The sequence below is a fragment of the Microbacterium sp. zg-Y625 genome, assembly GCF_030246925.1.
Classification (GTDB): Bacteria; Actinomycetota; Actinomycetes; order Actinomycetales; family Microbacteriaceae; genus Microbacterium; species Microbacterium jiangjiandongii.
The window spans coordinates 1,580,643-1,606,035 of the sequence record NZ_CP126740.1 but is presented as its reverse complement, the minus strand read 5'-3'; the positions used below and the strand labels follow the sequence as shown (position 1 = coordinate 1,606,035).

General features: G+C 71.3%; 18 protein-coding genes. 9 read left to right on the top strand and 9 right to left on the bottom strand.

Features of this window, described 5'->3' with window-relative positions; translation table 11 throughout:
• Nucleotides 1–52: 52 nt before the first annotated feature.
• Entirely contained in the window at nt 53–619 is a 567-nt protein-coding gene (locus QNO14_RS07265; protein ID WP_257493408.1) for a TetR/AcrR family transcriptional regulator, read from the bottom strand.
• A 22-nt stretch (nt 620–641) separates the two neighbouring features.
• Here QNO14_RS07265 and QNO14_RS07260 point away from each other — a divergent pair, with 22 nt between their 5' ends.
• From QNO14_RS07260 to QNO14_RS07250, 3 genes are all read left to right on the top strand, one after another.
• The gene (locus tag QNO14_RS07260) at nt 642–1,844 is read left to right on the top strand and encodes an MFS transporter (protein WP_257506169.1); all 1,203 of its coding nucleotides are present in this window, start codon (nt 642–644) and stop codon (nt 1,842–1,844) included.
• 30 nt (nt 1,845–1,874) lie between these two features.
• Nucleotides 1,875–2,486 carry a hypothetical protein gene (locus tag QNO14_RS07255; protein WP_257506168.1) on the top strand — a complete coding sequence of 204 codons (612 nt, stop codon included), beginning with the start codon at nt 1,875–1,877 and terminating at the stop codon, nt 2,484–2,486.
• 76 nt (nt 2,487–2,562) lie between these two features.
• Nucleotides 2,563–3,753: a glycoside hydrolase family 3 N-terminal domain-containing protein gene (locus tag QNO14_RS07250; protein ID WP_257506167.1), complete on the top strand. Its 1,191-nt coding sequence runs from the start codon at nt 2,563–2,565 to the stop codon at nt 3,751–3,753.
• Here QNO14_RS07250 and QNO14_RS07245 read toward each other — a convergent pair.
• The 4 genes from QNO14_RS07245 to QNO14_RS07230 form a co-directional block, all read right to left on the bottom strand.
• Nucleotides 3,738–4,625, bottom strand: coding sequence for a 3-methyladenine DNA glycosylase (locus QNO14_RS07245; protein WP_257506166.1), 888 nt, complete (start codon nt 4,623–4,625; stop codon nt 3,738–3,740). The two genes, QNO14_RS07250 and QNO14_RS07245, sit on opposite strands and share 16 nt — an antisense overlap.
• 333 nt (nt 4,626–4,958) lie before the next feature.
• Complete coding sequence (locus QNO14_RS07240) at nt 4,959–5,675, bottom strand: SOS response-associated peptidase (RefSeq protein WP_257506165.1); 717 nt, start codon at nt 5,673–5,675, stop codon at nt 4,959–4,961.
• A gap of 56 nt (nt 5,676–5,731) precedes the next feature.
• A complete protein-coding gene (locus QNO14_RS07235) occupies nt 5,732–6,781 on the bottom strand; it encodes an App1 family protein phosphatidate phosphatase (RefSeq protein WP_257506164.1) in 1,050 nt (349 codons plus the stop codon).
• A 5-nt stretch (nt 6,782–6,786) separates the two neighbouring features.
• Nucleotides 6,787–7,470, bottom strand: a complete 684-nt coding sequence (locus tag QNO14_RS07230) for a DedA family protein (protein ID WP_257506163.1) — start codon at nt 7,468–7,470, stop codon at nt 6,787–6,789.
• Nucleotides 7,471–7,512: 42 nt separating this feature from the next.
• On the opposite strand from QNO14_RS07230, the gene QNO14_RS07225 reads away from it, so the two are divergent.
• Nucleotides 7,513–8,838, top strand: a complete 1,326-nt coding sequence (locus QNO14_RS07225) for an anthranilate synthase component I family protein (RefSeq protein WP_257506162.1) — start codon at nt 7,513–7,515, stop codon at nt 8,836–8,838.
• 67 nt (nt 8,839–8,905) lie between these two features.
• Nucleotides 8,906–11,482, top strand: a complete 2,577-nt coding sequence (gene leuS, locus QNO14_RS07220) for a leucine--tRNA ligase (protein ID WP_257506161.1) — start codon at nt 8,906–8,908, stop codon at nt 11,480–11,482.
• Nucleotides 11,483–11,938: 456 nt separating this feature from the next.
• Here the strand turns inward: leuS and QNO14_RS07215 are convergent, their stop codons facing one another.
• On the bottom strand, nt 11,939–12,655 hold the full coding sequence (locus QNO14_RS07215) for a gamma-glutamyl-gamma-aminobutyrate hydrolase family protein (protein ID WP_257493418.1): 717 nt from the start codon (nt 12,653–12,655) through the stop codon (nt 11,939–11,941).
• Nucleotides 12,656–12,851: 196 nt separating this feature from the next.
• Between QNO14_RS07215 and QNO14_RS07210 the strand changes: the two genes are divergently transcribed.
• Genes QNO14_RS07210 through holA form a run of 3 tightly spaced genes read left to right on the top strand, consistent with a single transcriptional unit; the run spans nt 12,852 to nt 16,912 of the window.
• Nucleotides 12,852–13,472 (top strand): ComEA family DNA-binding protein, encoded by a 621-nt coding sequence (locus QNO14_RS07210; RefSeq protein WP_257506160.1) that lies wholly within the window; start codon nt 12,852–12,854, stop codon nt 13,470–13,472.
• On the top strand, nt 13,469–15,850 hold the full coding sequence (locus QNO14_RS07205; RefSeq protein ID WP_257506159.1) for a ComEC/Rec2 family competence protein: 2,382 nt from the start codon (nt 13,469–13,471) through the stop codon (nt 15,848–15,850). The genes QNO14_RS07210 and QNO14_RS07205 overlap by 4 nt, the downstream gene beginning before the upstream one ends.
• Nucleotides 15,851–15,859: 9 nt before the next feature.
• On the top strand, nt 15,860–16,912 hold the full coding sequence (gene holA / locus QNO14_RS07200; protein ID WP_257506158.1) for a DNA polymerase III subunit delta: 1,053 nt from the start codon (nt 15,860–15,862) through the stop codon (nt 16,910–16,912).
• A gap of 482 nt (nt 16,913–17,394) precedes the next feature.
• Here holA and rpsT read toward each other — a convergent pair whose 3' ends face one another.
• From rpsT to QNO14_RS07185, 3 genes are all read right to left on the bottom strand, one after another.
• Nucleotides 17,395–17,655 carry a 30S ribosomal protein S20 gene (gene rpsT, locus QNO14_RS07195; protein ID WP_257493423.1) on the bottom strand — a complete coding sequence of 87 codons (261 nt, stop codon included), beginning with the start codon at nt 17,653–17,655 and terminating at the stop codon, nt 17,395–17,397.
• Between the two features lie 116 nt (nt 17,656–17,771).
• Nucleotides 17,772–18,515: an alpha/beta fold hydrolase gene (locus tag QNO14_RS07190; RefSeq protein WP_257506157.1), complete on the bottom strand. Its 744-nt coding sequence runs from the start codon at nt 18,513–18,515 to the stop codon at nt 17,772–17,774.
• A gap of 63 nt (nt 18,516–18,578) precedes the next feature.
• On the bottom strand, nt 18,579–23,309 hold the full coding sequence (locus QNO14_RS07185; RefSeq protein ID WP_257506150.1) for an ExeM/NucH family extracellular endonuclease: 4,731 nt from the start codon (nt 23,307–23,309) through the stop codon (nt 18,579–18,581).
• 225 nt (nt 23,310–23,534) lie between these two features.
• On the opposite strand from QNO14_RS07185, the gene lepA reads away from it, so the two are divergent.
• Complete coding sequence (gene lepA / locus QNO14_RS07180; protein ID WP_257493451.1) at nt 23,535–25,379, top strand: translation elongation factor 4; 1,845 nt, start codon at nt 23,535–23,537, stop codon at nt 25,377–25,379.
• The last annotated feature ends 14 nt before the right edge of the window (nt 25,380–25,393 follow it).

Below are 25,393 nucleotides of genomic sequence, written 5' to 3'. Positions count from 1 at the left end.
CGACTGTTCCGCCTCGACCCTATCGAGTGCGCCGACGGCCGCGTGACGGTGGTCAGGGGGCGATGGACTCGACGAGCGCTGCGGCAAGGGCCCGGGCGGTGGCGGTGCTGTGGGCGGGATCGCGCAGGCGCATGGCCAAGTCCCCGGTGACGATCAGCAGCATCGCGTCGGCGAGGGCATCGGCGCGCGCGGGGTCGACTTCCGCCGCGATTTCGGCGAGCCGCTCGCGCATCGTGTCGGTGTCGCGCCGCACGGCTTCGGCTACGGCGGCAGGCGGATCGGCGAACTCCGCGGCCGAGCCGAGGAACGCGCACCACCTCGACCCGGTGGGCTGCTGCCGAAAGAGGTCGAGTGCATCGAAAACGGCGAGAAGGCGCCCACCCGCGGACGGCTGCGCGGCGATCGCCGCGTCCCACGCCCGCATCCACGCGAGATGTCGGCGTTCGAGAGCGGCGGCGAGCACGCCCTCCTTGCCGTCGAATCCCCGGTACAGCGTGGCCGAGGAGACGCCGGCGCGCTGGATCACGGCATCGATCGGTGTCGCCGCGACCCCGACCGAGAAGAAGAGTTCGTCCGCGGCGTCGAGGATCTTCTCCCGGGTTCGCTCGCGCATCGCCATGCAAGGACTATAGGCTACGAAAGTGAAACGTGCGTTGTCGTTACGATCGAAGGCCGCGTGGCCGCTCGTAGCGGCGGGCACGGCGCTGATCGCCGCGACCTATGGGCTCATCCGCCTCGCGTACGGGCTCTTCCTCGTCGATGTGCAACGCGAACTCGGCATCGAGGTAGCCGCGGCCGGCGCGATATCCGGCGGCGCATCGCTGATGTACTGCGCGGCCGCTCTCATCGGCTTCCTGACTGCCGAGCGTCACGCGCATGCCCTGGTCATCGCCGCCGCAGCGGCGGCGGGGATCGGCGGTGCGGGTATGGCGCTGGCATCCGATGGCGCCGTGTTCGTCACGTTCGCCATCCTCAGCTCCGCGGGAGCCGGCTTCGCGTCACCCGCGCTGGTCGCGGTGCTGCAGGCTAACGGCGCCACCAGGGAACGTCCCGACGCACAGAGCCAGGTGAACGCCGGCACCGGACCGGGTCTCATCCTGGCCGGGGTGCTGGCGCTGGCGCTGCTGCCGGACTGGCGGACGGCATGGCTCATCTCCGCCGGCGTGACCGTCGCTGCGGCCGTCGCCGTCGTGGCGCTCGACCGGGATCGGCGGGCAGGGGAGTCGCCAACGCGCGCCCTCCCCCCGGTGTCGTGGTTCATGGCCCACGCCCGGCTCATCGCCGCAGCGGTGCTGATGGGGGCCGGCTCCGCCGCCGTCTGGAACTACGGCAGGACCCTGCTCATCGACGGCGGGGCGGATGCCACGGTGTCGGTGGGAGCGTGGATCGCGATCGGCGCCGGGGGAGCGGCGGCGCTCGTCACTGCCAGAGGGCTGGTACGCATGGGTCCGCGCGCCGCGTGGGCGCTCACGGTCGGAGCGGTCGCTGTCGCCACCGCCGCGCTGGTCGTCACGCAGAGCATCGTGCCGCTGTGGCTGGTCGCATGCATCGCGTTCGGTTGGGGCTACACGGCCGGCTCCGGCGTGCTCATCACCTGGACGGCGCGCATCGACGCGCCACGGGCCCCCGCAGGCACGGCCATGCTCTTCATCACGCTCATCTTCGGCCAGGCGGTGGGAGCGGCCGTGCTGGGGTGGGTGATCGCCGTCGCCGGATACGGTCCGGCCTTCGCCACAGCCGCCGGCCTGTCGGCGGTGGCGATCGCGACTGCCTGCTGGGCGCGCACGCGCCGACACCAGCCTCAGGCTCGAGGGGCGAGTCGAGGGGCGCACGGGCAGCCGTGAAGAAGCCGCCTGCCCCGCTAGGTTCGACGGGTGAGCGCTCTGCAGCAGGTCCTGCGCCGTGAGGCGTTCATCTACCGCGCGCAGTACTTCCTCATCGTCGGCGTGGCACTCTTCGGTCTGCTTCCCCTGCTCGCGATGGTGGCGATCTCCGTGATCTCCGGGACCGTGTCGAGCGACGGCGACCCGACGCCCGAGGGCTATCCGCCATTCACCCCGCCGCGGCTGCCCATGTATGCCCTCGTCGCCCTGCAGATCGTGCTGACCATCGCCGCCTACCCTGTGCCCATGCGCGACCGGATCGGCGCCAACCACCTTGTCCTCCTCCAGTGGAGCGGCCTCCTGATGGCGTTCACCTTCGCCAACGGCTTCATGACGCGCGAGCGGGAAGGCTCCTTCTGGGGACTCGACTGGCTGGGGTTCATCTCGCTGGGATGCGTTGCGGCACTGCTGCTTCGAGCAGTCGCCGGCGGTCTCGGCTGGCTTCCGCGGTCATGGCGGTACTACCTGGACGAAGACGGCCGGGTGATCGATCCGCAGGATGTGATCCGGGAGTTCCCGACCCAATCCTGGGAGTGGCGCTTCATCGCTTCGCTCGACTCCCGGGCAGCCGCAGCACGTGCACGGCGGGCGGCAAAGCGGTAGCTGCCGCATGTCCGCGGGCGCCGAAGCCTGAACGCACTCCCACGAGACCGTCGGGAGGCCCACGTACACTGGCGCGATGCGTCGTGCCGTGCGGGTCCTCGGTCTCGCGGTCTGCGCCGCCGCGCTGGGCATCGCGATGCCGGTGTCGGCTGCAGGCACCCCCGCTGACGTGCAATCGGCGTCGACGGTGACGGTCGTCCCGGCCACCGATGCGACGGTCAACGCCCACGCCGAGCGACTCGTCGCTGCCATGTCGACGCGCGAGCGCGCGGCATCCATCGTCATGGGACACGTCCCCACGCCGGACCCGGCGGCGCTGCGCGACTACATCTCCGACGCGGGCCTCGGTGGGTTCATCCTGATGGGCGCGAACATCCCCGCGGACGAGGCGGCGCTGCGGGCGGTGACGGCCGCGTTGACGCTCGACCCGGCGCTGCCGCCGCTGATCGGCATCGACGAGGAGGGCGACGATGTGACCCGTCTGCCCTGGGACGACCTTCCCGGCGCCGTGACCCTGAAGAACGCCGAGCCGCAGGCGTCGGCGGCTGCCTTCGCCGCCCGCGGCGGCCTGCTGCAGCGCGCCGGAGTGAACGTCAACTTCGGCGTCGTCGCCGATGTGCCCGCCGACTCCGGCAGCTTCATCTTCCGCAGGGCGCTCGGCACCACGCCGGCATCCGCCGCCGATCGGGTCACGGCGGCGGTGCAGGGCCATTCGGGTCTCGTGGCGAGCACGCTGAAGCACTTTCCGGGGCACGGCGCAGCGCCGGGGGACTCCCACCACATGCTGCCCACGACCGATCGCTCCCTCGAAGCGTGGGAGCAGGAGGATGGGACGCCGTTCCGAGCCGGCATCGACGCGGGGGCAGATCTGCTGATGTTCGGTCACCTCGTCTATACCGCGGTGGATGCCGCACCTGCCTCGCTGTCACCCGAGTGGTACCGCATCGCCCGCGAAGACCTCGGATTCGACGGCGTGACCATCACCGATGATCTCGGGATGCTGCAGAACACCGGCGAGCCGCAGTACGCCGATCCGGTGGCGAACGCCGTCAGTGCCGTCGCGGCCGGTGCCGACATGGTCATGGCTGTCATGCTGTCCGATGCCGGGACGGCGGGGCGGATCGTGGATGGGCTCGCGGCGGCCGCGGAATCCGGGACGCTCTCCGCCGAACGCCTCGACGAGGCCGCGGCACGCGTGATCGAGCTGCGGCTGCAGCATTCGCCGGGCGGAATGCTGCCCTGCGCGGACTGTCAGCCCGCGGAGTGACCCGGCAGCGAGGCGTCGAGGACCGCCGCGCGCAGTGCGTTCCCCCGCTCGGTGAATCCGCGCTGCTGACGGACGTACTCGGCTTTGCCCTCTGCCGTCTCGATGGCGACCGGTGCCACACCCCAGTCCGCGAGGTCATAGGGCGAGGCGGCCATGTCCAGCGCGCGGATGTCGCGGGCGAGCTCGAACGCGTCCAGCATGAGCTCGCCGGGTACCAGCGGACCGAGCTTCATCACCCACTTGTAAACGTCCATGCCGGCGTGGAGGCACCCGGGCTGCTCGTGCAGCGGCTGCTCGGCACGCGTGGGAATGAAACGGTTGCGAGGCACGGCGTCGTCGGTGAAGAAGCGGAACGCGTCGATGTGGGTGCAGCGCAGTTCGTGCGCGTCGACCACGTCATCGGTGCCCGCCTGCCCGAGCCGCAGTGGGACGGCGTGGCGGGCTTCCGGCGCGCGGTAGACCATCGCCCACTCGTGCAGTCCGAAGCACCCGAACCGCGGCGTGCGGGCGGCCGTGAGCCGCAGCATCCGCTCGCACAGCGCCACCAGATCCGACTTCACGGTGGTGAACCCGGCAGCGTCGACGCGCAGGCTGCCGGCGGTGGCACCGGGCATGTACCAGCTCCACGTCGCGCGAGCGCTGTCTGCGGCGTCCGCGAGCTCGATGCCCGCGCCAGGATGCCAACGGCGCAGCAGCCCGGGCTTGTAGGAGTAGTAGGTGTAGAGGAAGTCGTCGACCGGGTGCGTCTCCCCGCGCGCTGCACGGTCGCGCCGCCCGGCGGTCAGTTCGTCCGCGCGGGTGCGATGCGCCTGCTCGCGGTCGTGCCACTGCTCGCGCGTCAGCACCGTCTCGGTGCGCGTGGCGAGGGTCATCCCTCGAGCCTACGGGGGGCTCCCGCTACCCGCGTCCGTCCGCTGTCCGTCGCCCTTGCCGCCACCGAGATGCGGTGACCTGCCGGAATGCGGAACTGAAGCGGCATCCCCACCCGCATCCGGGCAGATCCCCTCATTCCGGCAATCCGGGCAGATCCCCTCATTCCGGCATCCGGGCAGATCCCCTCATTCCGGCATCCGGGCAGATCCCCTCATTCCGGCAATGGATGCCACGCAGCTTGCGGCCGGCCGGCACACTCGTGCCCGCCCTGATGCGCGGGCGCGCCGGCCTGATGCGCAGGCGCGCCGGCACAGCGCGCCAGCCGGCAGGGATCAGTCGACCGGTTCGATGAGCTCGGGGGAGTCGTTGCGCACGTTGCCGACCGCAGACGACACGACGTGGTCATCCAGCGTGTCGGCCAGCGCGGGCGCCGCGTCGATCGCGGCATCCAGCAGGTCGCGCACGTTGTGGTCGTCGGTGTCGGTGTCGAGCCACGCGTCGGCGAAGTCACCGTCGATGAACAGCGGCATGCGGTCGTGGATCGATCCGAGCCGCCCGATCGAGTCCCGGGTCAGGATCGTGAAGCTCAGCAGCCATCGCTCCGGGTCGTCGTCCGCCTTCTGCGGGTCCTTCCACCACTCGTACAGCCCGGCGAAGAACATCGGCTGGTCATCGGCGGGGTGGATGTAGTGCGGCACCTTGCCGCCCTCTGTCTGCTTCCACTCGTAGTAGCCCGACGCGGGCACGACGGCACGGCGCTTGATCAACGCGTTGCGGAACATCGGCTTGTCCTCGAGCTCCTCGGCCCGCGCGTTGAACGCGCGCGACCCGATGCTCGGGTCTTTCGCCCACCCGGGAACCAGGCCCCACCGAGCGGACTCCAGGCGGCGGGTCGCCGGCTCCGTCTTGGCGGAATCGAGCACGATCGCCGCCCGCGCCGTGGGCGCGATGTTGTACGACGGCTGGGGGAGCACGTCACCCTCGACATCGACACGGAGAACGCCGACCAGTTCGGATGCCACGTTGGCGACGACGAAACGACCACACATGTCAGCCAGCGTACGCGGGGCCTGCGACATCGGCCCGGACCGGCCCCGGAACCGCCTCAGGCAGGCGGGTCCGGCTTCACGACCCCGATGTCGGCGAGCCTGTCCAGCAGGCCTGCGCCGTCGGAATCCGTCACGAACGGCACGGTCGACGCCGAGTGGTCATCGACGACGGTGCGACCACCGGCGAGAACCGCCTCGGCCGCCGACAGGCGCCGGATCGCCACTGCGCTCACGTGGTCGGGGTGTTCCACTGCGAAGGCGGTGTAGATGGGATCGTCGTGCTGGCCGTCATCGCCGATGAGCAGCCACTTGATGTGCGGGAACTCCTTCGCGAGCCGCCTGAGGTTGCCCGCTTTGTGCTGCTGGCCACTGCGGAACCAGCGGTCGTGCGTCGGCCCCCAGTCGGTGAGCAGCATGGCCCCGGGAGGAAAGACATGACGCCGGAAGAAGCGCATCAGCGTAGGCGCGACGTTCCAGGCGCCCGTCGACAGGTAGACGACCGGCGCTCCCGGGTTCTCGCGCGCGATGCGCTCGAGAAGCACGGCCATGCCGGGAACGGGCTGTCGCGCGTGCTCGTCGAGGACGAATGAGTTCCAGGCCGCCACCAGGGGGCGGGGGAGCGCGGTGACCATGACGGTGTCGTCGACGTCGGAGACGATGCCGAATCGGACGTCCGGCCCGACGATGAACACGCGGGTCTCAACCGGCTTGCCGCCTTCGACCGACATCGTGATCGGCTGCCACCCCGCCGGCAGCGTGCCCGGCAGCGTGGCGTCGATGACCCCGCCTCGGTCGGCGACGACCTCATGCCGCACGCCGTCGATCTCGACCGTCACCTGCGCGAAGCCGACGGGCACCGAGGCGAAGCTGCGCCACCCGCGCACGCTCGCATACTCGCCACGGGAGTCTGCGGGCACCGACGGCACCATCAGCACGCGGCCCAGCACGCGCACCCAGTCCGGTCCGCCGTATCCGGGGAACGCCGCCACGGTCGGCAGCTGCCCACGTCGGCGCGCGCGGCGTTCTCGCCAGGAGTGGAAACGGTACTCCAGGCGGGCGATCCAGAGGATCTTGGGATGTGGGGGTGCGGGGTCGGTGCCGGGCATCGCCCTCAGTCTCCCATGCCCTCCGCGGCACTCGGAGCCACCGTGCTGTCATCGGCTTCCAGATGACGCCTCTCGCGGCGCGCGATGAGCCGCTTGGCCAGGTAGGCCAGCAGCAGGAAGGCCAGGATGATGCCGACGAAGATGTAGCCGGCGAAGTGGATGGTGTCGGACAGCTCGCGGTAGGTCCCCGCCGCCGCGACCGCCACACCGACGTACATCGCCGACCACAGCACGCATGCCGGGAGGGTCCAGGCCAGGAAACGGCGGTAGGAGAAGCCGCTCATACCGACCGTCAACGGCACGAGGGAATGGAAGACCGGCAGAAACCGCGAAAGGAAGATGGCGGGACCGCCACGGCGACGCAGGTAGGTCTCGGCTCGCTGCCAGTTCTTCTCGCCGAGCTTGGCGCCGAGCTTCGAGTAGCGGATGCGGGGCCCGAGCACACGACCGAGCCAGAACCCGATGCTCTCACCGACCAGCGCGCCGAGGATCACCACGACCGCCAGCACGACCGCCTCGATCGGGGAGGCCACGGCGGTTCCCGCGACGATGACGACGGTGTCACCGGGAACCACGAGACCGACCAGCACGCTCGTCTCGAGCATGATCGCCACGCCGGCCAGCACTGTGCGCAGTACGGGGTCGACACTCTGGACCGCGTCGAGCAGCCAGGTGAGGAACTCGTTCACGCTCAGAGCCTAGAGCGATCACCCGACCCCTAGCCTGGAAAAATGCCCGGTACCCTCGCTGCCCGTCCTCTCGCATGGGCAGACCCGGCCGCGCTGTTCGCGGCCGGCCCGGCACGGGCGCGTCACGCCTTCTGGCTGGATGCCGGTCCCGGCGCCGCCGCAGGATGGAGCTGGCTGGGAACGGGGGAGGCCGAGGAGGATCCTGGTGCCGTCGCCGACGTCCGCCTCGGTTCTACCCGCCAGGGCGGCCCCGAGCCCGTGCCGTGGGGACCGTTCCACGGCGGCTGGGTGGGCTGGCTCGGCTACGACGGCGCCGCAGGCCGCGCGGGCGCGCCGCACCTTGTCGACGACGTCGCGCCCGACCGGCTCTGGCTGCGGGTGTCTCGCTTCGTCGCCGTGGACCACGGCCGACGTCGACTTTGGGCCGTCGCGCCGGCGGAGGAGCTGGATGCCTTCACCGCGCAGGCAGCCGGGTGGGCTGCGGCATCCTTTCCTCCCGCCTCCGTCCCCGGGGTCGCAGGACGTGCGGTGCGGGCGCGTGTCAGTGCGCGGGCATACGCGGGTCAGATCGAGCGCTGCCGCGACGCCATCCGTGAGGGAGACGCCTATCAGCTCTGCCTGACGACACGGTTCGACGTCGCGGCGCCGGGGTGCATCGACCCGGTCGACGTGCATCGGCGTCTGCGCGCGTCGTCGCCGGCGCATCACGGCGGGCTCATCCGCAGCGACGACGTCGCGCTGATCTCCGCGAGTCCCGAGCGCTTCCTCGATGCCGCAGATGGGGTCGTGCGCACGCGCCCCATCAAGGGCACCCGCCCGCGTGGGCACGATGCCGACGACGACGCCCGCCTCGCCGCGGAGCTGCGGGCGAGCCCCAAGGAACGCGCCGAGAACGTCATGATCGTGGACCTCATGCGCAACGACCTGTCGCGGGTGTGCGTGCCGGGCTCGGTGGTCGTCGACGCCCTGCTCGAGGTGGAGTCGTACCCCGCCGTGCATCAGCTGGTGAGCGCCGTGCGCGGGCGGCTTCGGCACGAGGCGACGGTGGGCGATCTGCTCGATGCCGCCTTTCCCGCCGGCAGCATGACGGGGGCCCCGAAGCTGTCGGCGATGTCGATCCTGCACGGGCTGGAGGCCGCCCCGCGGGGCGTCTTCGCCGGCTGCTTCGGATGGGTCGGCGCGGACGGCGCGCTGGATCTCGCCATGGTGATCCGCTCGATCGTCGTGCACCCGGGCGGCGCGTACGTGGGGGCCGGAGGGGGCATCACGTGGGGCTCGGATGCCGCCGCCGAGGTGGCGGAAGTGGCACTGAAGGCCTCGGCGCCGCTTGCCGCTCTGGGCGCCCGGCTGCCGACCGGATGGGGATGAGCGCGGTCCGGTAATCTGGATAGACGCGCACCGCGCCGACCCGACCCCCACGATTGGCTCTTTCCTCGTGTCTCAGACCCTTCCTCCCGACACCGCCGGCGACGCCGGCGCGTTCGACGTGCACGCCATCCAGGAGAAGTGGCAGCGCCGCTGGGAGCAGGACGACCCCTTCCGCGCCGGCGGCGACGACGACACCCGCCCCCGCAAGTACGTGCTGGCGATGTTCCCGTACCCCTCAGGCGACCTGCACATGGGGCACGCCGAGAACTACCTCTACTCCGACATCGTCGCGCGCTTCTGGCGTCACCGCGGGTACAACGTGCTCAACCCCATCGGGTGGGACTCGTTCGGCCTGCCCGCCGAGAACGCCGCCATCCAGCGCGGTGCCGACCCGCGCGAGTGGACCTACGCGAACATCGCCCAGCAGCGCGAGAGCCTCAAGCGCTACGGCGTCTCGTTCGACTGGAGCCGGGTGCTGCACACCAGCGACCCGGAGTACTACCGCTGGAACCAGTGGCTCTTCCAGCAGCTGTACGAGCGGGGCCTGGCTTACCGCAAGGACAGCCCCGTCAACTGGTGCCCGAAGGACCAGACGGTGCTGGCCAACGAGCAGGTCGTCGACGGCCGGTGCGAACGCTGCGGCACCGAGGTCGTCAAGAAGAAGCTCACCCAGTGGTACTTCCGCATCACCGACTACGCCGACCGGCTGCTCGACGACCTGAACCAGCTGGAAGGGTTCTGGCCGCACAAGGTGCTGCAGATGCAGCGCAACTGGATCGGTCGCTCCGTCGGCGCCGACATCGACTTCGAGATCGAAGGCCGCGCCGAGAAGGTCACCGTCTTCTCCACCCGACCCGACACGCTGCACGGCGCGACCTTCTTCGTCGTGGCGCCCGACTCCGACCTCGCCGCCGAGCTTGCGGCCGGCGCGTCGGCCGAGGTGCGCATGCGATTCCAGGACTACCTCGAGCGCGTGCAGAAGGCGACCGACATCGATCGGCAGGCCACCGACCGCCCGAAGACCGGCGTCTTCCTCGACCGCTACGCGATCAACCCGATCAACGGCGAGCGGCTGCCCATCTGGGCCGCCGACTACGTGCTGGCCGACTACGGCCACGGCGCCGTCATGGCGGTGCCGGCGCACGACCAGCGCGACCTGGACTTCGCCCGCGCGTTCGACCTGCCCGTGCGGGTGGTCGTCGACACCAGCGCACCGGTCACCGGCGCGATTCCGGTGATCGAGCTGGACGATGAGGGTGTGCCGATCGATCCGGGCACGGATGCCGACGACACCGACCCCGCCAAGACCGGCGTCGCGCTCACCGGCGAGGGGCGCATGATCAACTCCGGGCCGCTCGACGGTCTGAGCAAGCGCAACGCGATCACGCGCGCGATCGAGCTGCTCGAGGCATCCGGCACCGGCCGCGCATCGAAGACGTATCGCCTGCGCGATTGGCTGATCTCGCGCCAGCGGTTCTGGGGCACGCCGATCCCGATGATCCACACCGCGGACGGTCGCATCGTGCCGGTTCCCGACGACCAGCTGCCCGTCGAGCTGCCGTCGCGCGAGGGTCTGGACCTCACGCCCAAGGGCACCTCGCCGCTGGGTGCGGCGACCGACTGGGTGACCACCGTCGACCCCGAGACGGGCGAGCCCGCCCGGCGCGACGCCGACACGATGGACACCTTCGTGGACAGCTCGTGGTACTTCCTGCGCTTCCTCTCGCCCGGCGACAGCACGCAGGCGTTCTCGCAGCGCGAGGCGGACCGCTGGGGCCCCGTCGACTTCTACATCGGCGGCGTCGAGCACGCCATCCTGCACCTGCTGTACGCGCGCTTCATCACCAAGGCGCTGTACGACATGGGTCACGTCGAGTTCACCGAGCCGTTCTCGAGCCTGATCAACCAGGGCATGGTGATCCTCGACGGCGCGAAGATGTCCAAGAGCAAGGGCAACCTGGTGCTCTTCCAGGAGGAACTCGAGGCGCACGGCGCCGATGCCCTCCGCGTCGGTCTCGCCTTCGCCGGCCCCGTTGAGGACGACAAGGACTGGGCCGACGTGTCGACCGTCGGCGCGGCGAAGTTCCTGGCGCGCGCGCTGCGCGTCGCGGGCGACGTCACCAGCCGTCCCGACGTGAAGTGGGCCGATGGCGATACCGCGCTGCGCCGCATCACGCACCGACTGCTGGCCGATGCGCCGGGGCTGGTCGAGCAGACGAAGTTCAACGTCGTCGTCGCTCGACTCATGGAGCTCGTCAACGCCACCCGCAAGGTCATCGACAGCGGAGCGGGCGCGGCGGACCCCGCCGTGCGCGAGGCGGCCGAGGTCACTGCGCTGGTGCTCGACTTGTTCGCCCCGCACACCGCGGAGGAGATGTGGGAGATCCTCGGCTACCAGCCGTCGATCGGACTCGCACCGTGGCGGCAGGCCGACCCGACCCTTCTCGTCGAGGACACCGTCAAGGTGGCCGTTCAGATCGACGGCAAGGTGCGCGCGACGCTCGAGGTGCCGGCCCGCATCGACGCCGCCGAGCTCGAGGCGATGGCGCGCGCCGACGAGCGCGTCGTGCGCTCTCTCGCCGGCCGGGAGATCACGCGCGCCGTGGTTCGGGCGCCGAAGGTGGTCAGCTTCAGCACCCGCTGAGGTCGCCGGGTGGGGGCGCGGCGTGCGTCCCACCCCCGAAGCGCGTGATCCCGCGGCGCCCGCGGTCCGCCGCGCGCGCCGCTTCCTCGGAGAAAGCCACATCTTCGGACCCGCGAGCCGAACGGCATCCGAGAAAGCGGCGTTCTCCGAAACTGCGGTGGGGCGCGATCCGGCGCGAACGGCCCGCGCACGCCGTTTCCTCGGAGAACGCCACATCTTCGGACCCGCGAGCCGAATGGCATCCGAGAAAGCGGCGTCCTCCGAAATTGCGGTGCGGCGCGGGATCGCGGTGCCGGGCGGCTGGCCGCGTGACCGCGACGCCGGCCTCGGGGCGTCCGAACGGGATACCCGCGCGCCGTTTCCTCGGAGAAAGCCAGATCTTCGGACCCGCGAGCCGAATGGCATCCGAGAAAGCGGCGTTCTCCGAAATTGTGGCCCGGTACGACGGCAGACCGGTCAGTCGACGGGCGCGTCCGCGAGCACGGCGAGGTGCTGCAGGAGAGCGCCAACCTGTTCCACGGCCGTGCGGGGGTGCTCCGGATGCCACTGCACCCCCACGACCGGCGCCGCCTCGTGCGCCACGGCCTCGATCACGCCGTCGGCGGCGCGCACCAGCACCTCGAGGCCGGGAGCGAGGTCGCGGATCGCCTGGTGGTGCGTGCACAGCACCGGGCCCGCCAGCGCCACGGCGCCTACGGCGCTGTTGCCGAAGGCACGCACCTGCGTCTGGACGAACGGGTCGCCGACGGCGGAGTGGTGACCATCCAGGTGCTGCACGAGCGTGCCGCCCAGCGCGACGTTGAGCAGCTGATGCCCTCGGCAGATCGCCAGCAGCGGTGAACCGCGCCGCACCGCGTCGCGGATGACTTCCATCGTGGCCCGGTCGGCCGCCGGCTCGTGCGTCCCCGCACCGGGATAGTCCCGCGATCCGCCGTAGAGGACCGGGTCGACGTCCTCGCCGCCGAGCACCACGACGGCATCGGCCGAGCGCGCACGCTGGCGCAGCTCGTCGCTTCCGACGTCCGCTGCGGCGACGATCTCGTGGCGCCACCCCAGAGCGTCGACCGCCTGCACGGTCGCTTCGGTCAGGGTGTCCAGCTGGCGCTGGAACGCGGGGGCGTGGGGCCTGCTGTCGCGCACATGGACGAGCAGCGCGGTGGGGGATGGCGTCATCGGTTTCTCCGGAGGCGGGTGTGCGGCCACCCTCGCAGATCGGCGCGGCGCGGGCGTGTCGACCGTGTTTCAGAAGTATGTCCAAGCCCGCTGCCACCCGCCAGCGCCCTCTCCACCGCAGGCGATCGACGCCCACGGTCCACCGAAGCCGCCTGCCGCCCCCGCCGGCCGGTGCGTCCACGCCTAGCGTGACGGGGTGACTGGCGACCACCCTGCACCGCGCGCCCGTCGACGTCTCGGCGTCGGCGCGGTCACCGTGGTGGTCATCCTGGCGCTGGCCGTCACCGTCGCGGTGGGCATCTTGCGCTCGAGCGCCGCACCGGTGCAGTCGGTGACGGTCACCGAGACGGATGCCGCGGTCGACGCGACCCCGGCGGCATCCGAGGTGTACGTGCACGTCTTGGGCGCCGTCGCACACCCCGGCCTCTACCGCCTCGGTGACGGTGCGCGTGTGGTCGACGTGATCGCCGCAGCCGGCGGGCTGCTGACGGAGGCGGATCAGGGCGCGATCAACCTCGCCCGCGTCGTCAGCGATGGCGAGCAGGTGCACGTCCCCCTCATCGGCGAGGCGCCGGCATCCGGTGCCGCCGGCGGCGGCGGAGGGGGCCCACCCGCCCCGGGCGACGGCAAGGTGAACCTCAACAGCGCCGACCTCGCCGCCCTCGACACCCTCCCGCGCATCGGGCCGGCCCTGGCGCAGCGGATCCTCGACTGGCGGGAGGAGAACGGGCGCTTCACGAGCGTGGAGGACCTGCTGGCCGTGCCCGGCATCGGAGAGAAGATGCTGGCTGCGCTGCGCGACCTGGTGACGGTGTGAGCCTGCGGCGCGCCCGGCGGCGTGACGTCCGCCTCGTTCCCGCCGTGGTCGGCGCCTGGGCGGCGGCGCTGTGGGGCGCAGCACACGCCGATTCCCTCGTCGGTCTGGCCGTCGGCGCCTGGATGCTCGCCCTCGGCAGCCTTGCTCTGGCGTGGCTGTCGCGGCGCTCCTCACTGCGCACCGCCGCCGCAGTCATCGTGATCGCCTGCGTCGGAGCAGCGGCGGCGCTCTCCCATCTCGCCCTCGCGCAACCGGGGCGAGCGGTGGCGCACCTGAATGTCGACGGCGGCAGGGCACTGCGGGTGGTGGCGACCGTGACAGGCAAGGTCGAGCCCTCGGCGACCGCGCTGCGCTTCGATGCCGTCGCCGATCGCGTGATGATCGGCGTCGACACGCATGCGCTCTCGCTGCCCGTGACGGTGCAGGTCTCGGCGGATGCCGTGGCGGAACTGCCCGATCTCGCCCCGGGGGCGCGCGTGGAGGCGGTCGGCACCGCGTTCCGCGCCGATGCGGGGGAGCGGTCGGTGCTCGTGGTGCGCGCCACCGCCGGGCTCACCGTGCTGGCCCCGCCGGCGGGTGTCCTCGCCGCGACGGCGCACCTGCGCGAGCGGCTCGCCGCCTCGACGTTCGGCCTGCCTCCGCCGGGAGCGGGCCTCGTCCCGGGGCTCGCCGTCGGCGACACGTCCGCGGTCTCCGAGGACCTGGATGCCGCCATGAAGGCGTCCTCCCTTTCACACCTCACCGCGGTGTCGGGGGCGAACTGCGCGCTCGTCGTCGGCATCGCGTTCGCCGCCGCAGCCGTCTGCGGTGCCCGGCGCGCCGTACGCGTGGGCTGCGGGCTCGGCGCTCTCGCCGGCTTCGTCGTGCTGGTCACCCCCGAGCCCAGTGTCGTACGTGCGGGGATGATGGCGGCGATCGCGATGCTCGGCGTGCTGCTGGGGCGCGTGGGCGCCGGCCTGTCGGTGCTGTGCCTGGCGGTCATCGTGCTCCTCGTCGCGGACCCGTGGATCGCCGGCGAAATCGGCTTCGCCCTGTCGGTCGCCGCGACGGCCTCCCTGCTGATGCTGTCGGGCCCGCTGAGCGACGGCATCGCGCGCTGGATGCCGCGACCGCTGGCCCTCGCCCTGTCGGTGCCGCTCGCGGCACAGCTAGCATGCGGCCCACTGCTGATCATCGTGGAGCCCTCCCTGCCGCTCTACGGCGTGGCGGCCAACCTGCTGGCGGCACCCGCGGCGCCGGTGGCGACCGTCGTGGGCCTGGCCGCGTGCCTTGCAGCCCCGCTGCCGATCCTGCAGGCGGGTCTGTCGGCGATCGCATGGCTGCCGGCGGCCTGGATCGCGGGCACAGCCCAGGCGATGGCGACCCTGCCCGGCGCCACCGTGCCGTGGCCGGAGGGCGGGTGGGGCGTCGCGGCTCTCGTTGCGGTCGGAACGGCGATCGCGGTCGTGTGCGTGCCGCCCGGATCGGGCCGCCTCATGCGACCGGCGCGTGCCCTCGCTGCGCTACTGCTCGCGGGAGCCGTCGGGGTCGGCGCCGGCGCCGGCGCGCTCTCTACGGTGCTCGCCCCCGCGACCGTGCCGCCGGACTGGTCGATCGCCGCGTGCGACGTCGGCCAGGGCGATGCTGTGCTCGTGCGCTCCGCGGGTGCGGTCGCGCTCATCGACACCGGCCCTGACCCGGAGGCCCTCGCGTCGTGCCTGGGAAGATTCGGCATCGCGCGTATCGATCTGCTGGTGCTGACCCACTTCGACGCCGATCACGTGGACGGTGCGGCAGCGGTCCTCGGGCGTGTGGGGTTGGTCGTCCATGGGCCGGCTGCCGCTCCCGGCGCCGACGCGGTGCTGGCGCGTCTTCACGATGGCGGTGCCCAGCTGATCGAGGGCGTGACGGGGATCGGCGGGTCCCTGGGCGACGCACGGTGGCGCGTGCTGTGGCCGAGGTCCGGGGCGGGCATCCCTGCCGGCAACGACGCATCGGTGGTCCTCGACGTCGCCGGGGGCGGCGTGCCGCCGACGCTGCTGCTGGGCGACCTGTCTGCCGAGCCCCAACAGGCTCTCGCCGCCTCGGGGGCGCTGCGCGCCGCATATGCCGTGGTCAAGGTGGCCCATCACGGCAGCGCCGACCAGTCCGCGCACCTCTACCGGCTTGTCCGGCCCGCGATCGCGCTCATCACCGTCGGCGCCGACAACGACTACGGCCATCCGCGGGCGCAGATCCTGGATCTGCTCCACGCTCTCGGTGCTGCCGTCGCCCGAACCGATCAGGACGGCACCGTCGCGCTCTCTGTCATGGACGACGACGGGGTCGACGGGGTCGACGGGGTCGCCGTCTGGCGCGAGCGGGCTCCGCCGGGCGTCGACGTCGGCACCCCGGGATAGGCTGGAGGCATGGCACCTCCCGCGCGCAGACCCGCTGCGCGCAAGCCCGCAGGCAAGGCCGCAGCGAGCAAGATCCCGCAGCTGTCGTGGCGCAAGCCGCAGCCTGCTCCCATCGTGCTCGTCTCCGGGCCCGAAGAAGTGTGCGCCGAGCGTGCCATCGCGGGCGTGCGCGACTACCTGCGCGCCGAGGATCCCAGCCTCGAGGTCACCGACATCCGTGCCGATGACTACGCCGCCGGCACGCTGCTGGCCGTCACATCGCCGTCGCTCTTCGGTGAGCCGCGGCTCGTGCGCGTGACGGGCGTGGAGAAGTGCACCGACACGTTCCTCGCCGAGGCGATCGCGTACCTCGACCACCCGCAGGACGGCGCCACGGTGGTGCTGCGGCACACGTCGTCGAGTGTGCGCGGCAAGAAGCTGCTCGACGCGATCCGGGCCGGCACGGGAGGGGGCGTCGAGATCGCCTGCCCCGCTGTCAAGCGCGACAGCGACCGGTACGACTTCGCGGCGGGGGAGTTCTCCGCCGCCGGAAAGCGCATCGCCCCGGCCGCCCTGCGCGCCCTGGTCTCGGCGTTCGCGGACGACCTGACAGAGCTCGCGGCAGCCTGCCAGCAGCTCATCGTCGATGTGCCCGACGACGTCACCGAGGCGATCGTCACCCGCTACTACGGCGGCCGCGTCGAGACGTCCGCCTTCACCGTCGCCGACACCGCCATCGCCGGCCGTTACGGCGAGGCGCTGCTGGCGCTGCGCCAGGCACTGGCATCCGGCTCGGACCCGGTGCCGATGGTCGCCGCCATTGCGATGAAGCTGCGCACGATGGCGAAGGTCGCCGGACACCGCGAGCCCTCCGGTGCTCTCGCGGGACGACTGGGATTGAAGGACTGGCAGGTCGATCGAGCCCGTCGCGACCTGATGGGCTGGAACGAGTCGTCGCTCGGCATGGCGATCCAGGCCGCCGCGCGCGCGGATGCCGAGGTCAAGGGCGGATCCCGCGACCCCGTGTTCGCGCTGGAGCGCCTGGTCACCGTCATCGCCACCCGGCAGCCGTTCGGCGGCTGATCGGCGGAACCGTCGTGTGGCGGTTCCGGGGCCCACGTGGCATCCGGCCGTTGATGTGGCAGCTCTTGCGGCTCCCAGCCGGCGCGCGTCGCTCAGGTGGCAGTTGATCCCGCTCGCGCGCGCCCTCAGCCGCAACAACAGCCACCCGAAGCGAGCGCTCCCGCCGTACCCACGGCACCCGGCCCGTTCAAATGGCAGCTCGCGCTGCTCCCGGCCGGCGCCGTTTCGTGTGGCAGTTATGGTCGGTGACGGGCAATGGATGCCGCAACATCTGCCACCGGAGCGTCGCGCTTACGCGACCGCGACCCGGCGCGGCCGCCACACCTCACCGCACCTCGCGGTCGCGCGGTTACTCCGCAAAAACGGGCACGGACAGGCCCGAAACGACCCGATCGCCTCAGGCCCCGCGCGGTCTCGAGGAGTTGCGACCAACGACGAAGGCCCGCCCCACGAGGGGACGGGCCTTGACGTTCAGCTGCGTGTCAGAGCGCGGCAACCTTCTTGGCGATGGCCGACTTGCGGTTCGCTGCCTGGTTCTCGTGGATGACGCCCTTGCTGACGGCCTTGTCGAGCTTCTTGGCCGCCTTGATGAGAGCCTTCTCGGCCGCGGCCTTGTCGCCGGCGGCGATGGCCTCGCGGGTGCGACGCACCTCGGTGCGAAGCTCGCTCTTCACGGCCTTGTTGCGCTCGCGGGCCTTCTCGTTGGTCTTGTTGCGCTTGATCTGCGACTTGATGTTCGCCACGTCGACGTATCTTTCGTTCGGAGTGATAGGAAATGCCGAGCGGCAGTAGAGGGGTGCCCCCGGCGGTCGTGTGAGGAGGAAACCCACACGCAAGCCGACTACAGAGTCTAGCAGGCTCAGACGACTCGACCCGACGGCGCCGCCTCATGCCCGAGCGTCGCGACGGCGAGATCGAGTACCGCGTTGAAAACCGCAGGACGCATGGCAGTGACCAGGTGGGTGGTGCGCGGCACGACGATGAGCTCCGCCTGGGGCACGAGCCGGCAGAACAGACGTTCGTTGACCCGCAGCTGGTCGTACTGGCCATTGACGAACCACGTGGGCACGTCGATGCGCCCCAGCGCTTCCAGCAGGTCGAGCACCGAGAGGCTGCGCAGTGCGACGTCCTGGGCGGTGAACGCGTAACCGCCGGCGCCGAAATCGTCCCGCGTCTCGGGCGGGAGGGTGCGGGCGAGCATCCGCTTTGTGAACCAGATGCCGTGGCTCGGCAGCGCGTCGAACCCGCGCGCGATCAGCCGGTACGCGGCCAGGCCCACCCCGCGCGGCACCGACGTGCACGAGGCACCGATGAACCCGGCCACGGGCGGCCGATCGTCGCGCCCGACGTACTCGGTGCAGATCAGCCCGCCCATCGAGTGGCCCACCAGCAGCACGGGACCGCGGGTTGCGGCATCCCGCACCGCCTCATCGATCGTGGCGAACGCGCCGTCGAGCGTGAACGTCTCGGCCATGCGCGTGCCGTGCCCGGGCAGATCCAGAGCACGGGCGGGGATGCCACGGGCACTCAGGTGCTCCACCTGGGCTCGCCACATCGTCGCCGACGTGCGGATCCCGTGGACCAGCACCACCTGCACCGTCATGAGTTCAGCCTACGAGCCGGGCGCCCGGGGGAGCGTCGCTCCCGCCGGGCGCCCGGCACCTCGTCAGCCGATGACGCGCACCTTCACCGGCGTACTCTGCGACCCCGCCACCGTCTCGGCATCCCGGGGGACGAAGACGGCCGTGTACGAGTGGATGCCGCGGGTCAGCGTGCCCAGCCGCAGCGACGCCAGTCCGCTGCGGACGGGTGCCGTGCCGATGAGGGCGCCATCGGCCCCGCCCTCGCGGAACTCGACCGTCCCGTCGGGGCGCGCCCCACTCTGCTGCACGTAGGCGACGAGCGTCGTGGGGAGCAGCCGGTTGATGTGCACCGGCAGCAGCGGCACCATCCGGGTCGTGGTCTGCGCCTTCTCGACGGCGGTCGCCGCCACCTCGATCGGCACCGTGACGACCGTGCCCGAGGGCTGCGCGGTCAGCGTGAGCGCCGCGGCACCCGCCGCGACCCCGGCGGGCAGCGTGACCGACACCGTCGCCGTGACCGGCACCTCGCCCAGCACCGTGTCGCCGAGCGCAACCGACAGCGTGGTGTTCTCGGGGGCACCGCGGCTGGTGAGGTTCAGCCCCGCCACCGAGAACTGCACCTCGGCGCCGGCCTCGACCGTCTCGGGCACCCCGCTGACCTGCACGGCGCGCTCCGCGTACGACGGGGCAAGAGGCGAGTTGTCGGCGATGTAGTCGACCCACGCCTCGTAGTCGAGCAGGCCGGTGTCGACGTATCCGGTGCCCTCGGTGAAGACCCGGAAGTTGTCACCGCCGCTGGCCAGGAACGAGAACGTGCCGATGCGGTACTCCGCCGCGGGATCGATCGGCTGGCCGTCGACCGTCACGGACGTGATGCGCTCGCCCTCGGGGAGGGCGGGGTCGAAGGTGTAGGCGACGTTGTCCGACAGACCGAGCTGCAGGTACTGCCGCTGCGGCACGTTGCCGTCGGCGTCGCGCTGCCACTGCTGCTCGAGCATGGTCGTGAACTGCTCGCCGGTCAGCGTCACGAGGCCCAGCGTGTTGTTGAACGGCAGCACCGCGTTGGCCTGCGAGAACGACACCGTGCCGTCGGGCAGTCCCGGCACGGCGGTCGCGCCGAACTCCGCCTGCGTGTCCCACAGGTCCGCCCGCAGCCCGCCGGGGTTGGTGACGCCGATGACGGCGCCGTCCGGCAGGTCGGCGAGCGAGTCCCGCAGCATGTTCGCGACGGTGTTGCCGAGGGTCGATTCCGACGTGCGGTCGTCGCGGTCGCCGCCGGTCCAGACGCCGTCGACGAAGGAACCGCCGGCGTGAGCGGTGGTGATGTCGGCCGCCACCTCTCCGACCGATGTGTTGCCGACCTCGGCGGCCGCAGCCAGCGCCGCCTGAGCGATCTGCGACACCTCGGCCACCCGGGGGTACTGCGCGATGAGGGCGGCATCGTCGGTCGTGGTGCGCTCGACGTTGCGCTCGGTGTGCGCGGTGACCTCACCGGAGTCGGCGTCCAGGGTGAGGGTGATCTCGCCGACGCGGGCGCCGTAGGAGCCGGTCTGGACGACGGGGCGCGTGCGGTCGGTGCCGGGGATGGCGGCCGACCACGCGTACTCCTTGTGGGTGTGTCCGGTGAAGATCGCGTCGACCTCTGCGGCCGTGTCGTTCACCAGTGCGGCGAAGGCGCCGCCGGCGGCGAGTTCCTCTTCGAGGGTCGCCCCGTCGGGAGTGCCGGCACCGGCCCCCTCGTGATAGAGCGCCACGAGCACGTCGGCCTCGCCGTTGGCGGCGTCGCCGTCAGACAGCTCGCCGGCGACGCGGTTGACGGCCTCGACGGGATCGCCGAACTCGAGTGCCGTGATGCCCGCGGGGGAGACCAGCGTCGCGGTCTCCTCTGTCACGGCGCCGATGACGCCGACGGTGAGGCCCTCGACCTCGTGCAGCGAGTACTCCGGCAGCGCGGGGGTCTCGGTGCCGGCGAGGTACACGTTCGCGCCCAGCTGCGGTGCGTCGAACGCGTCGGTCACCCGGCCCGACAGGTCCTCCCACCCACGGTCGAACTCGTGGTTGCCGACGGCGCTGGATGCCAGGCCGAGCGCGTTCAGCACGTCGATGGTCGGCTGATCCTGCGCGACGGACGACGCGAACAGCGAGGCGCCGATGTTGTCGCCCGCGGAGAGGAACAGCACGTCGCCGGCCGCGCTCTCACGCAGCTGCTCGATCGTGCCGGCGAACTTCACGGTATTGGCGTCGATGCGGCCGTGGAAGTCGTTGATGCCGAGCAGCGTCAGCGACACGGGGGCGGCATCCGCGGTGAGGCCGACCTTGATGGGGTCGTGGTCGCTCGAGCGGTAGACGTCCGGTGCGTAGAACTCGGTGCCGTGCGAGCGGAACCGGCTGTACTCCAGCGCGAGCGCCTCGCCGGAGTTGATGTTCCAGATGTCCGCTCCGGTCGCGCGACCCAGGGCCGCCTCGTTGAGCAGCACGTGGTCGAGCGACCCCGACAGGCCCGAGAAGCTGTAGGACCGCGTGGTCACGTTGAACGCGGCCTCCGCGCCGGTGAAGCCGGCCTCGTACAGCACCTGCAGCGGGTCCTCCTGGCCGTAGGAGTTGAAGTCGCCCACCAGCGCCACCGCGTCGACGTCGGCCTCGCCCTGCACGTCGGCGACCCAGTCCCGCAGCGCCGTGGCCTGGCGCACCCGCGACTCGTTCGCCGCGCCCTGGCCGTCGCCGGTGTCGGCGTCGCCCGGCCATGGACCGGGGGAGCCCTTCGACTTGAAGTGGTTCACGACGAACAGGAACGGCTCGCCGCCGTCGGTGGGCTCGAACACCTGCGCGATCGGCTCGCGGGCGTTGCCGAAGGCCTGGTCCGGGCCGCTCTGGTCGCCCAGCGCCATCGCGGCCCCGACGGGCGAGACGGCCGCCGGCTGGTAGATGATCGCGTTGGTGATGACGTCCTGCTGCGACAGATCGGGCAGATCGTCGGACGAGGCGACGTACGCCCACTTCTCCTGCTCCGACGCGGCGTTGAGCGCGTCGACGAGCGTCGCGGTGGCCTCGTCGGCCTCTTCGCCGAGGGCGGCGGAGTTCTCGATCTCCATGAGCCCCACGACGTCGGCATCCAGCTGCTCGATCGCCGCGACGATCTTGTCCTGCTGACGCTGCAGGTCCTCGGCGTCCCACGCCCCACGCTGGTCGCAGCCCTCGCGCACGGTCACGCCGTCGCCGAAGCGGTCGGTGTAGGCGACGCACGAGGCGCTGTCGGTGCCGACGGTCGTGAAGTAGTTCAGCACGTTGAACGAGGCGATCGACAGGTCGCCACCTACCTCGTCGGGCGCGGCGGTGCGAGGGCTCGTGAAGGACACCCCGTCGACGCCGGAGCCGTCGCCGGTCAGCGGTGCGGTCGGGTTCAGCTTCCAGGCACCGTTGCGGTAATCGACGATGACCGGCTCGGCGAACGCCACCGCGCCCCCGACGACGATGGGCTCCGCAAGCGACACGTACGCGGGGGTCAGCGCGCTGTTGGCGGCGCTCTGGAAGTTGACGCTCGTGCCGTCGTCGAGCGTCACGGCGCGCGCGGCGTTGTCCGCGGCGACGGCGGCGGCCTCGGCACTGCCGGGGCGGGCGACGTCGGTCGGCTGGCGCAGCGGGGTGTCGCCCGCGGCGAGCCCGACCTCGCCGTACTGGTTGGTCGAGTAGGTGTTGGTCACCGTGAATGGGCCTTGCGGGGCGACCAGCATCGACTCGAGCGCCTCGCGCTGCGCGTCGTCGGCGGGCCAGCCCACGGTGGCCGGGACGGGAGCGGCAGCCGGCTCGATCACGGCGGCGCCGCCGGTCGACACTGTCAGCTGGGTGAGGCCCTGGTACTCGCCGACGACGCCGGTGACCTGCACGGTGTCGCCCAGGGCGACCTCGGACACGGCCTCCGATGCGCGGACGAAGACGGCGTCGGATGCCACGTGCGCGGCGGGGTCCAGCGCACCACCGGTGCCCGGGGTCTGGATGACGTAGCCAGCGAAGCCGCCGGTGGGGTAGTGCGCGGTGACGACGCCCGTCGTCGTCACGGTACGGCCGACCAGCGGCGACTCCGCCTGCGCGCCCTGGATGTCGGCGATCGCGACGACGGTGGGCTCCGGCTCCGGCTCGGGCTCCGGTCCGGTGCCGCCGGTGCCGAGGCCCTGCGGCGTCGGCGTGCCGACGGAGAAGTCCGCGGCGTTGTCGGCGGTGTTGGCGGCCGCGTCGTCGCGGCTCACGCTCTGGGCGTTGGTGGTGCCGGGGGCTGCGGCGCTGCCGGCGAAGTGCGTCGCGCCGCCCCATCCGACGAAATCGACCACCTGGGGCAGGTCCACCAGGGCTGTCGCGCCCGACAGCGGGGTGAGCGAGGAGACGAGGGCCACCTTGCCCTGGCTGCCGCTGAGGGCGATGGCGCCGTCGACGTCGGCTTCGAACCCCGGCTGGGTGATGTCGGCGCCGGTGGCCTGCCCGACCAGCAGTCGGCCCCCCGCAGGCACGACCTGCCCCGTGAGCGGCGTGACCTGCCAGTTGCCCCCGGTGGCCGACGCATACTGCACGCTGTACGCGGAGAGGTCCACGTCGGCATCCGAGACGTTGGCGAGCTCGATGAAGTCGCGCTGGTACGCGCCGCCGGAGTTGCCGCCGCCGCCGTACACCTCCGCGATCACGACGGGCGCGTCGGCGCTCACGGCGGCATGTGCGGCCGGAGTGAGGGCCACCCCGGCCGCGACCGTGGCCGCGACCGTGAGAATCGCCCACGGACGCCGTCGTGCGGGCCGTGCGGGCAGGGGGAGGGGGCGTTGCGTCACGATCGTCTCCTGTGATGGTCGGGCGCTGGGGGAATCGCGCAGACATCGGACACGCTACTGAGCAGACGGCTCAGTTCAGGGGTCTGACGGATGTCAGTTCGGTTAACTTGTTCTCACCGACCCGGTGCTGGCGTGTCGCGCGTCGCATCCCCTAGCATCCTGCGCTTCGACGCATGCGCCGCCGAGCCCGCGATCCCAGCGCCGCCCCGGTAGACTCGTCGCGACATGTCACCCCGTGCCCTCACGCCGCTCGCGCCCGCTGCCACGCCGCCCGCGCAGATCCGCAACTTCTGCATCATCGCCCACATCGACCACGGCAAGTCCACGCTGGCCGACCGCATGCTGCAGATCACCGGCGTGGTCTCCGATCGCGACATGCGCGCCCAGTACCTCGACCGCATGGACATCGAGCGGGAGCGCGGCATCACGATCAAGTCGCAGGCCGTGCGCATGCCGTGGGCCGCTGGTGGCGACACGTTCGCGCTGAACATGATCGACACCCCGGGCCACGTCGACTTCACGTACGAGGTCAGCCGGTCCCTCGCCGCCTGCGAAGGGGCGATCCTTCTCGTGGATGCCGCGCAAGGCATCGAGGCGCAGACCCTCGCGAACCTCTACCTCGCGCTCGAGAACGACCTGCACATCATCCCGGTGCTCAACAAGATCGACCTTCCCGCCGCCGACCCCGACAAGTTCGCCGCCGAACTCGCCGGCCTCATCGGCGGAAGCCCCGAGGACGTGCTGCGCGTCAGCGGCAAGACGGGGGTGGGCGTCGAAGAGCTCCTGGACCGCATCGTCCGCGACATCCCCGCCCCGAAGGGCGACGCCGATGCGCCGGCCCGCGCCATGATCTTCGACTCGGTCTACGACTCCTATCGCGGCGTGGTGACCTACGTGCGCATGATCGACGGCAAGCTGGAGCCGCGCGAGCGCATCCAGATGATGTCGACGCGGGCGACGCACGAGCTGCTGGAGATCGGGGTGTCCAATCCCGAGCCGATGCCCACGAAGGGACTCGGCGTCGGCGAGGTGGGATACCTCATCACCGGCGTGAAGGACGTGCGTCAATCGAAGGTCGGCGACACGATCACCACCCACCGCAAGCCCGCGACCCAGGCGCTCCCCGGCTACACCGACCCGAAGCCGATGGTCTTCTCGGGCATCTACCCGATCGACGGCAGCGACTACGCGGAGCTGCGCGAGGCCCTCGACAAGCTCAAGCTCTCCGACGCCTCGCTTCAGTACGAGCCCGAGACGTCGGTCGCGCTGGGCTTCGGCTTCCGCTGTGGCTTCCTGGGCCTGCTGCATTTGGAGATCATCACCGAGCGGCTGTCGCGCGAGTTCGGCCTGGACCTCATCACGACGGCCCCGTCGGTGACGTACGAGGTGCACACCGACACCGGCGAGACGATCACGGTCACGAACCCCAGCGAGTACCCGGACGGGCGGGTCGCCGAGGTCTCCGAGCCCGTGGTCAAGGTCGGCATCCTGCTTCCCAAGGACTACGTGGGCACGGTGATGGAGCTGTGCCAGGGCCGCCGGGGCACCCTGCTCGGCATGGACTACCTCAGCGAGGACCGCGTCGAGCTGCGCTACAACATGCCGCTCGGCGAGATCGTCTTCGACTTCTTCGACCACCTCAAGAGCCGCACGCAGGGCTACGCGAGCCTGGATTACGAGCCGGCCGGGTCGCAGACCGCCGACCTCGTCAAGGTCGACATCCTGCTGCAGGGCGAGAAGGTGGATGCCTTCAGCTCCATCGTCCATCGCGAGAAGGCCTACGCCTACGGGACGCTGATGACCGAGCGCCTGCGCAAGCTCATCCCGCGCCAGCAGTTCGAAGTGCCCATCCAGGCGGCCATCGGGGCACGCATCATCGCGCGCGAGAACATCCGCGCCATCCGCAAGGACGTGCTGGCCAAGTGCTACGGCGGTGACATCACGCGTAAGCGCAAGCTGCTGGAGAAGCAGAAGGAAGGCAAGAAGCGCATGAAGATGGTCGGCCGGGTCGAGGTGCCGCAGGAGGCGTTCATCGCCGCCCTGTCCGGCGACGTCGACGGCAAGAAGTAGTCGGCCACCGTTCA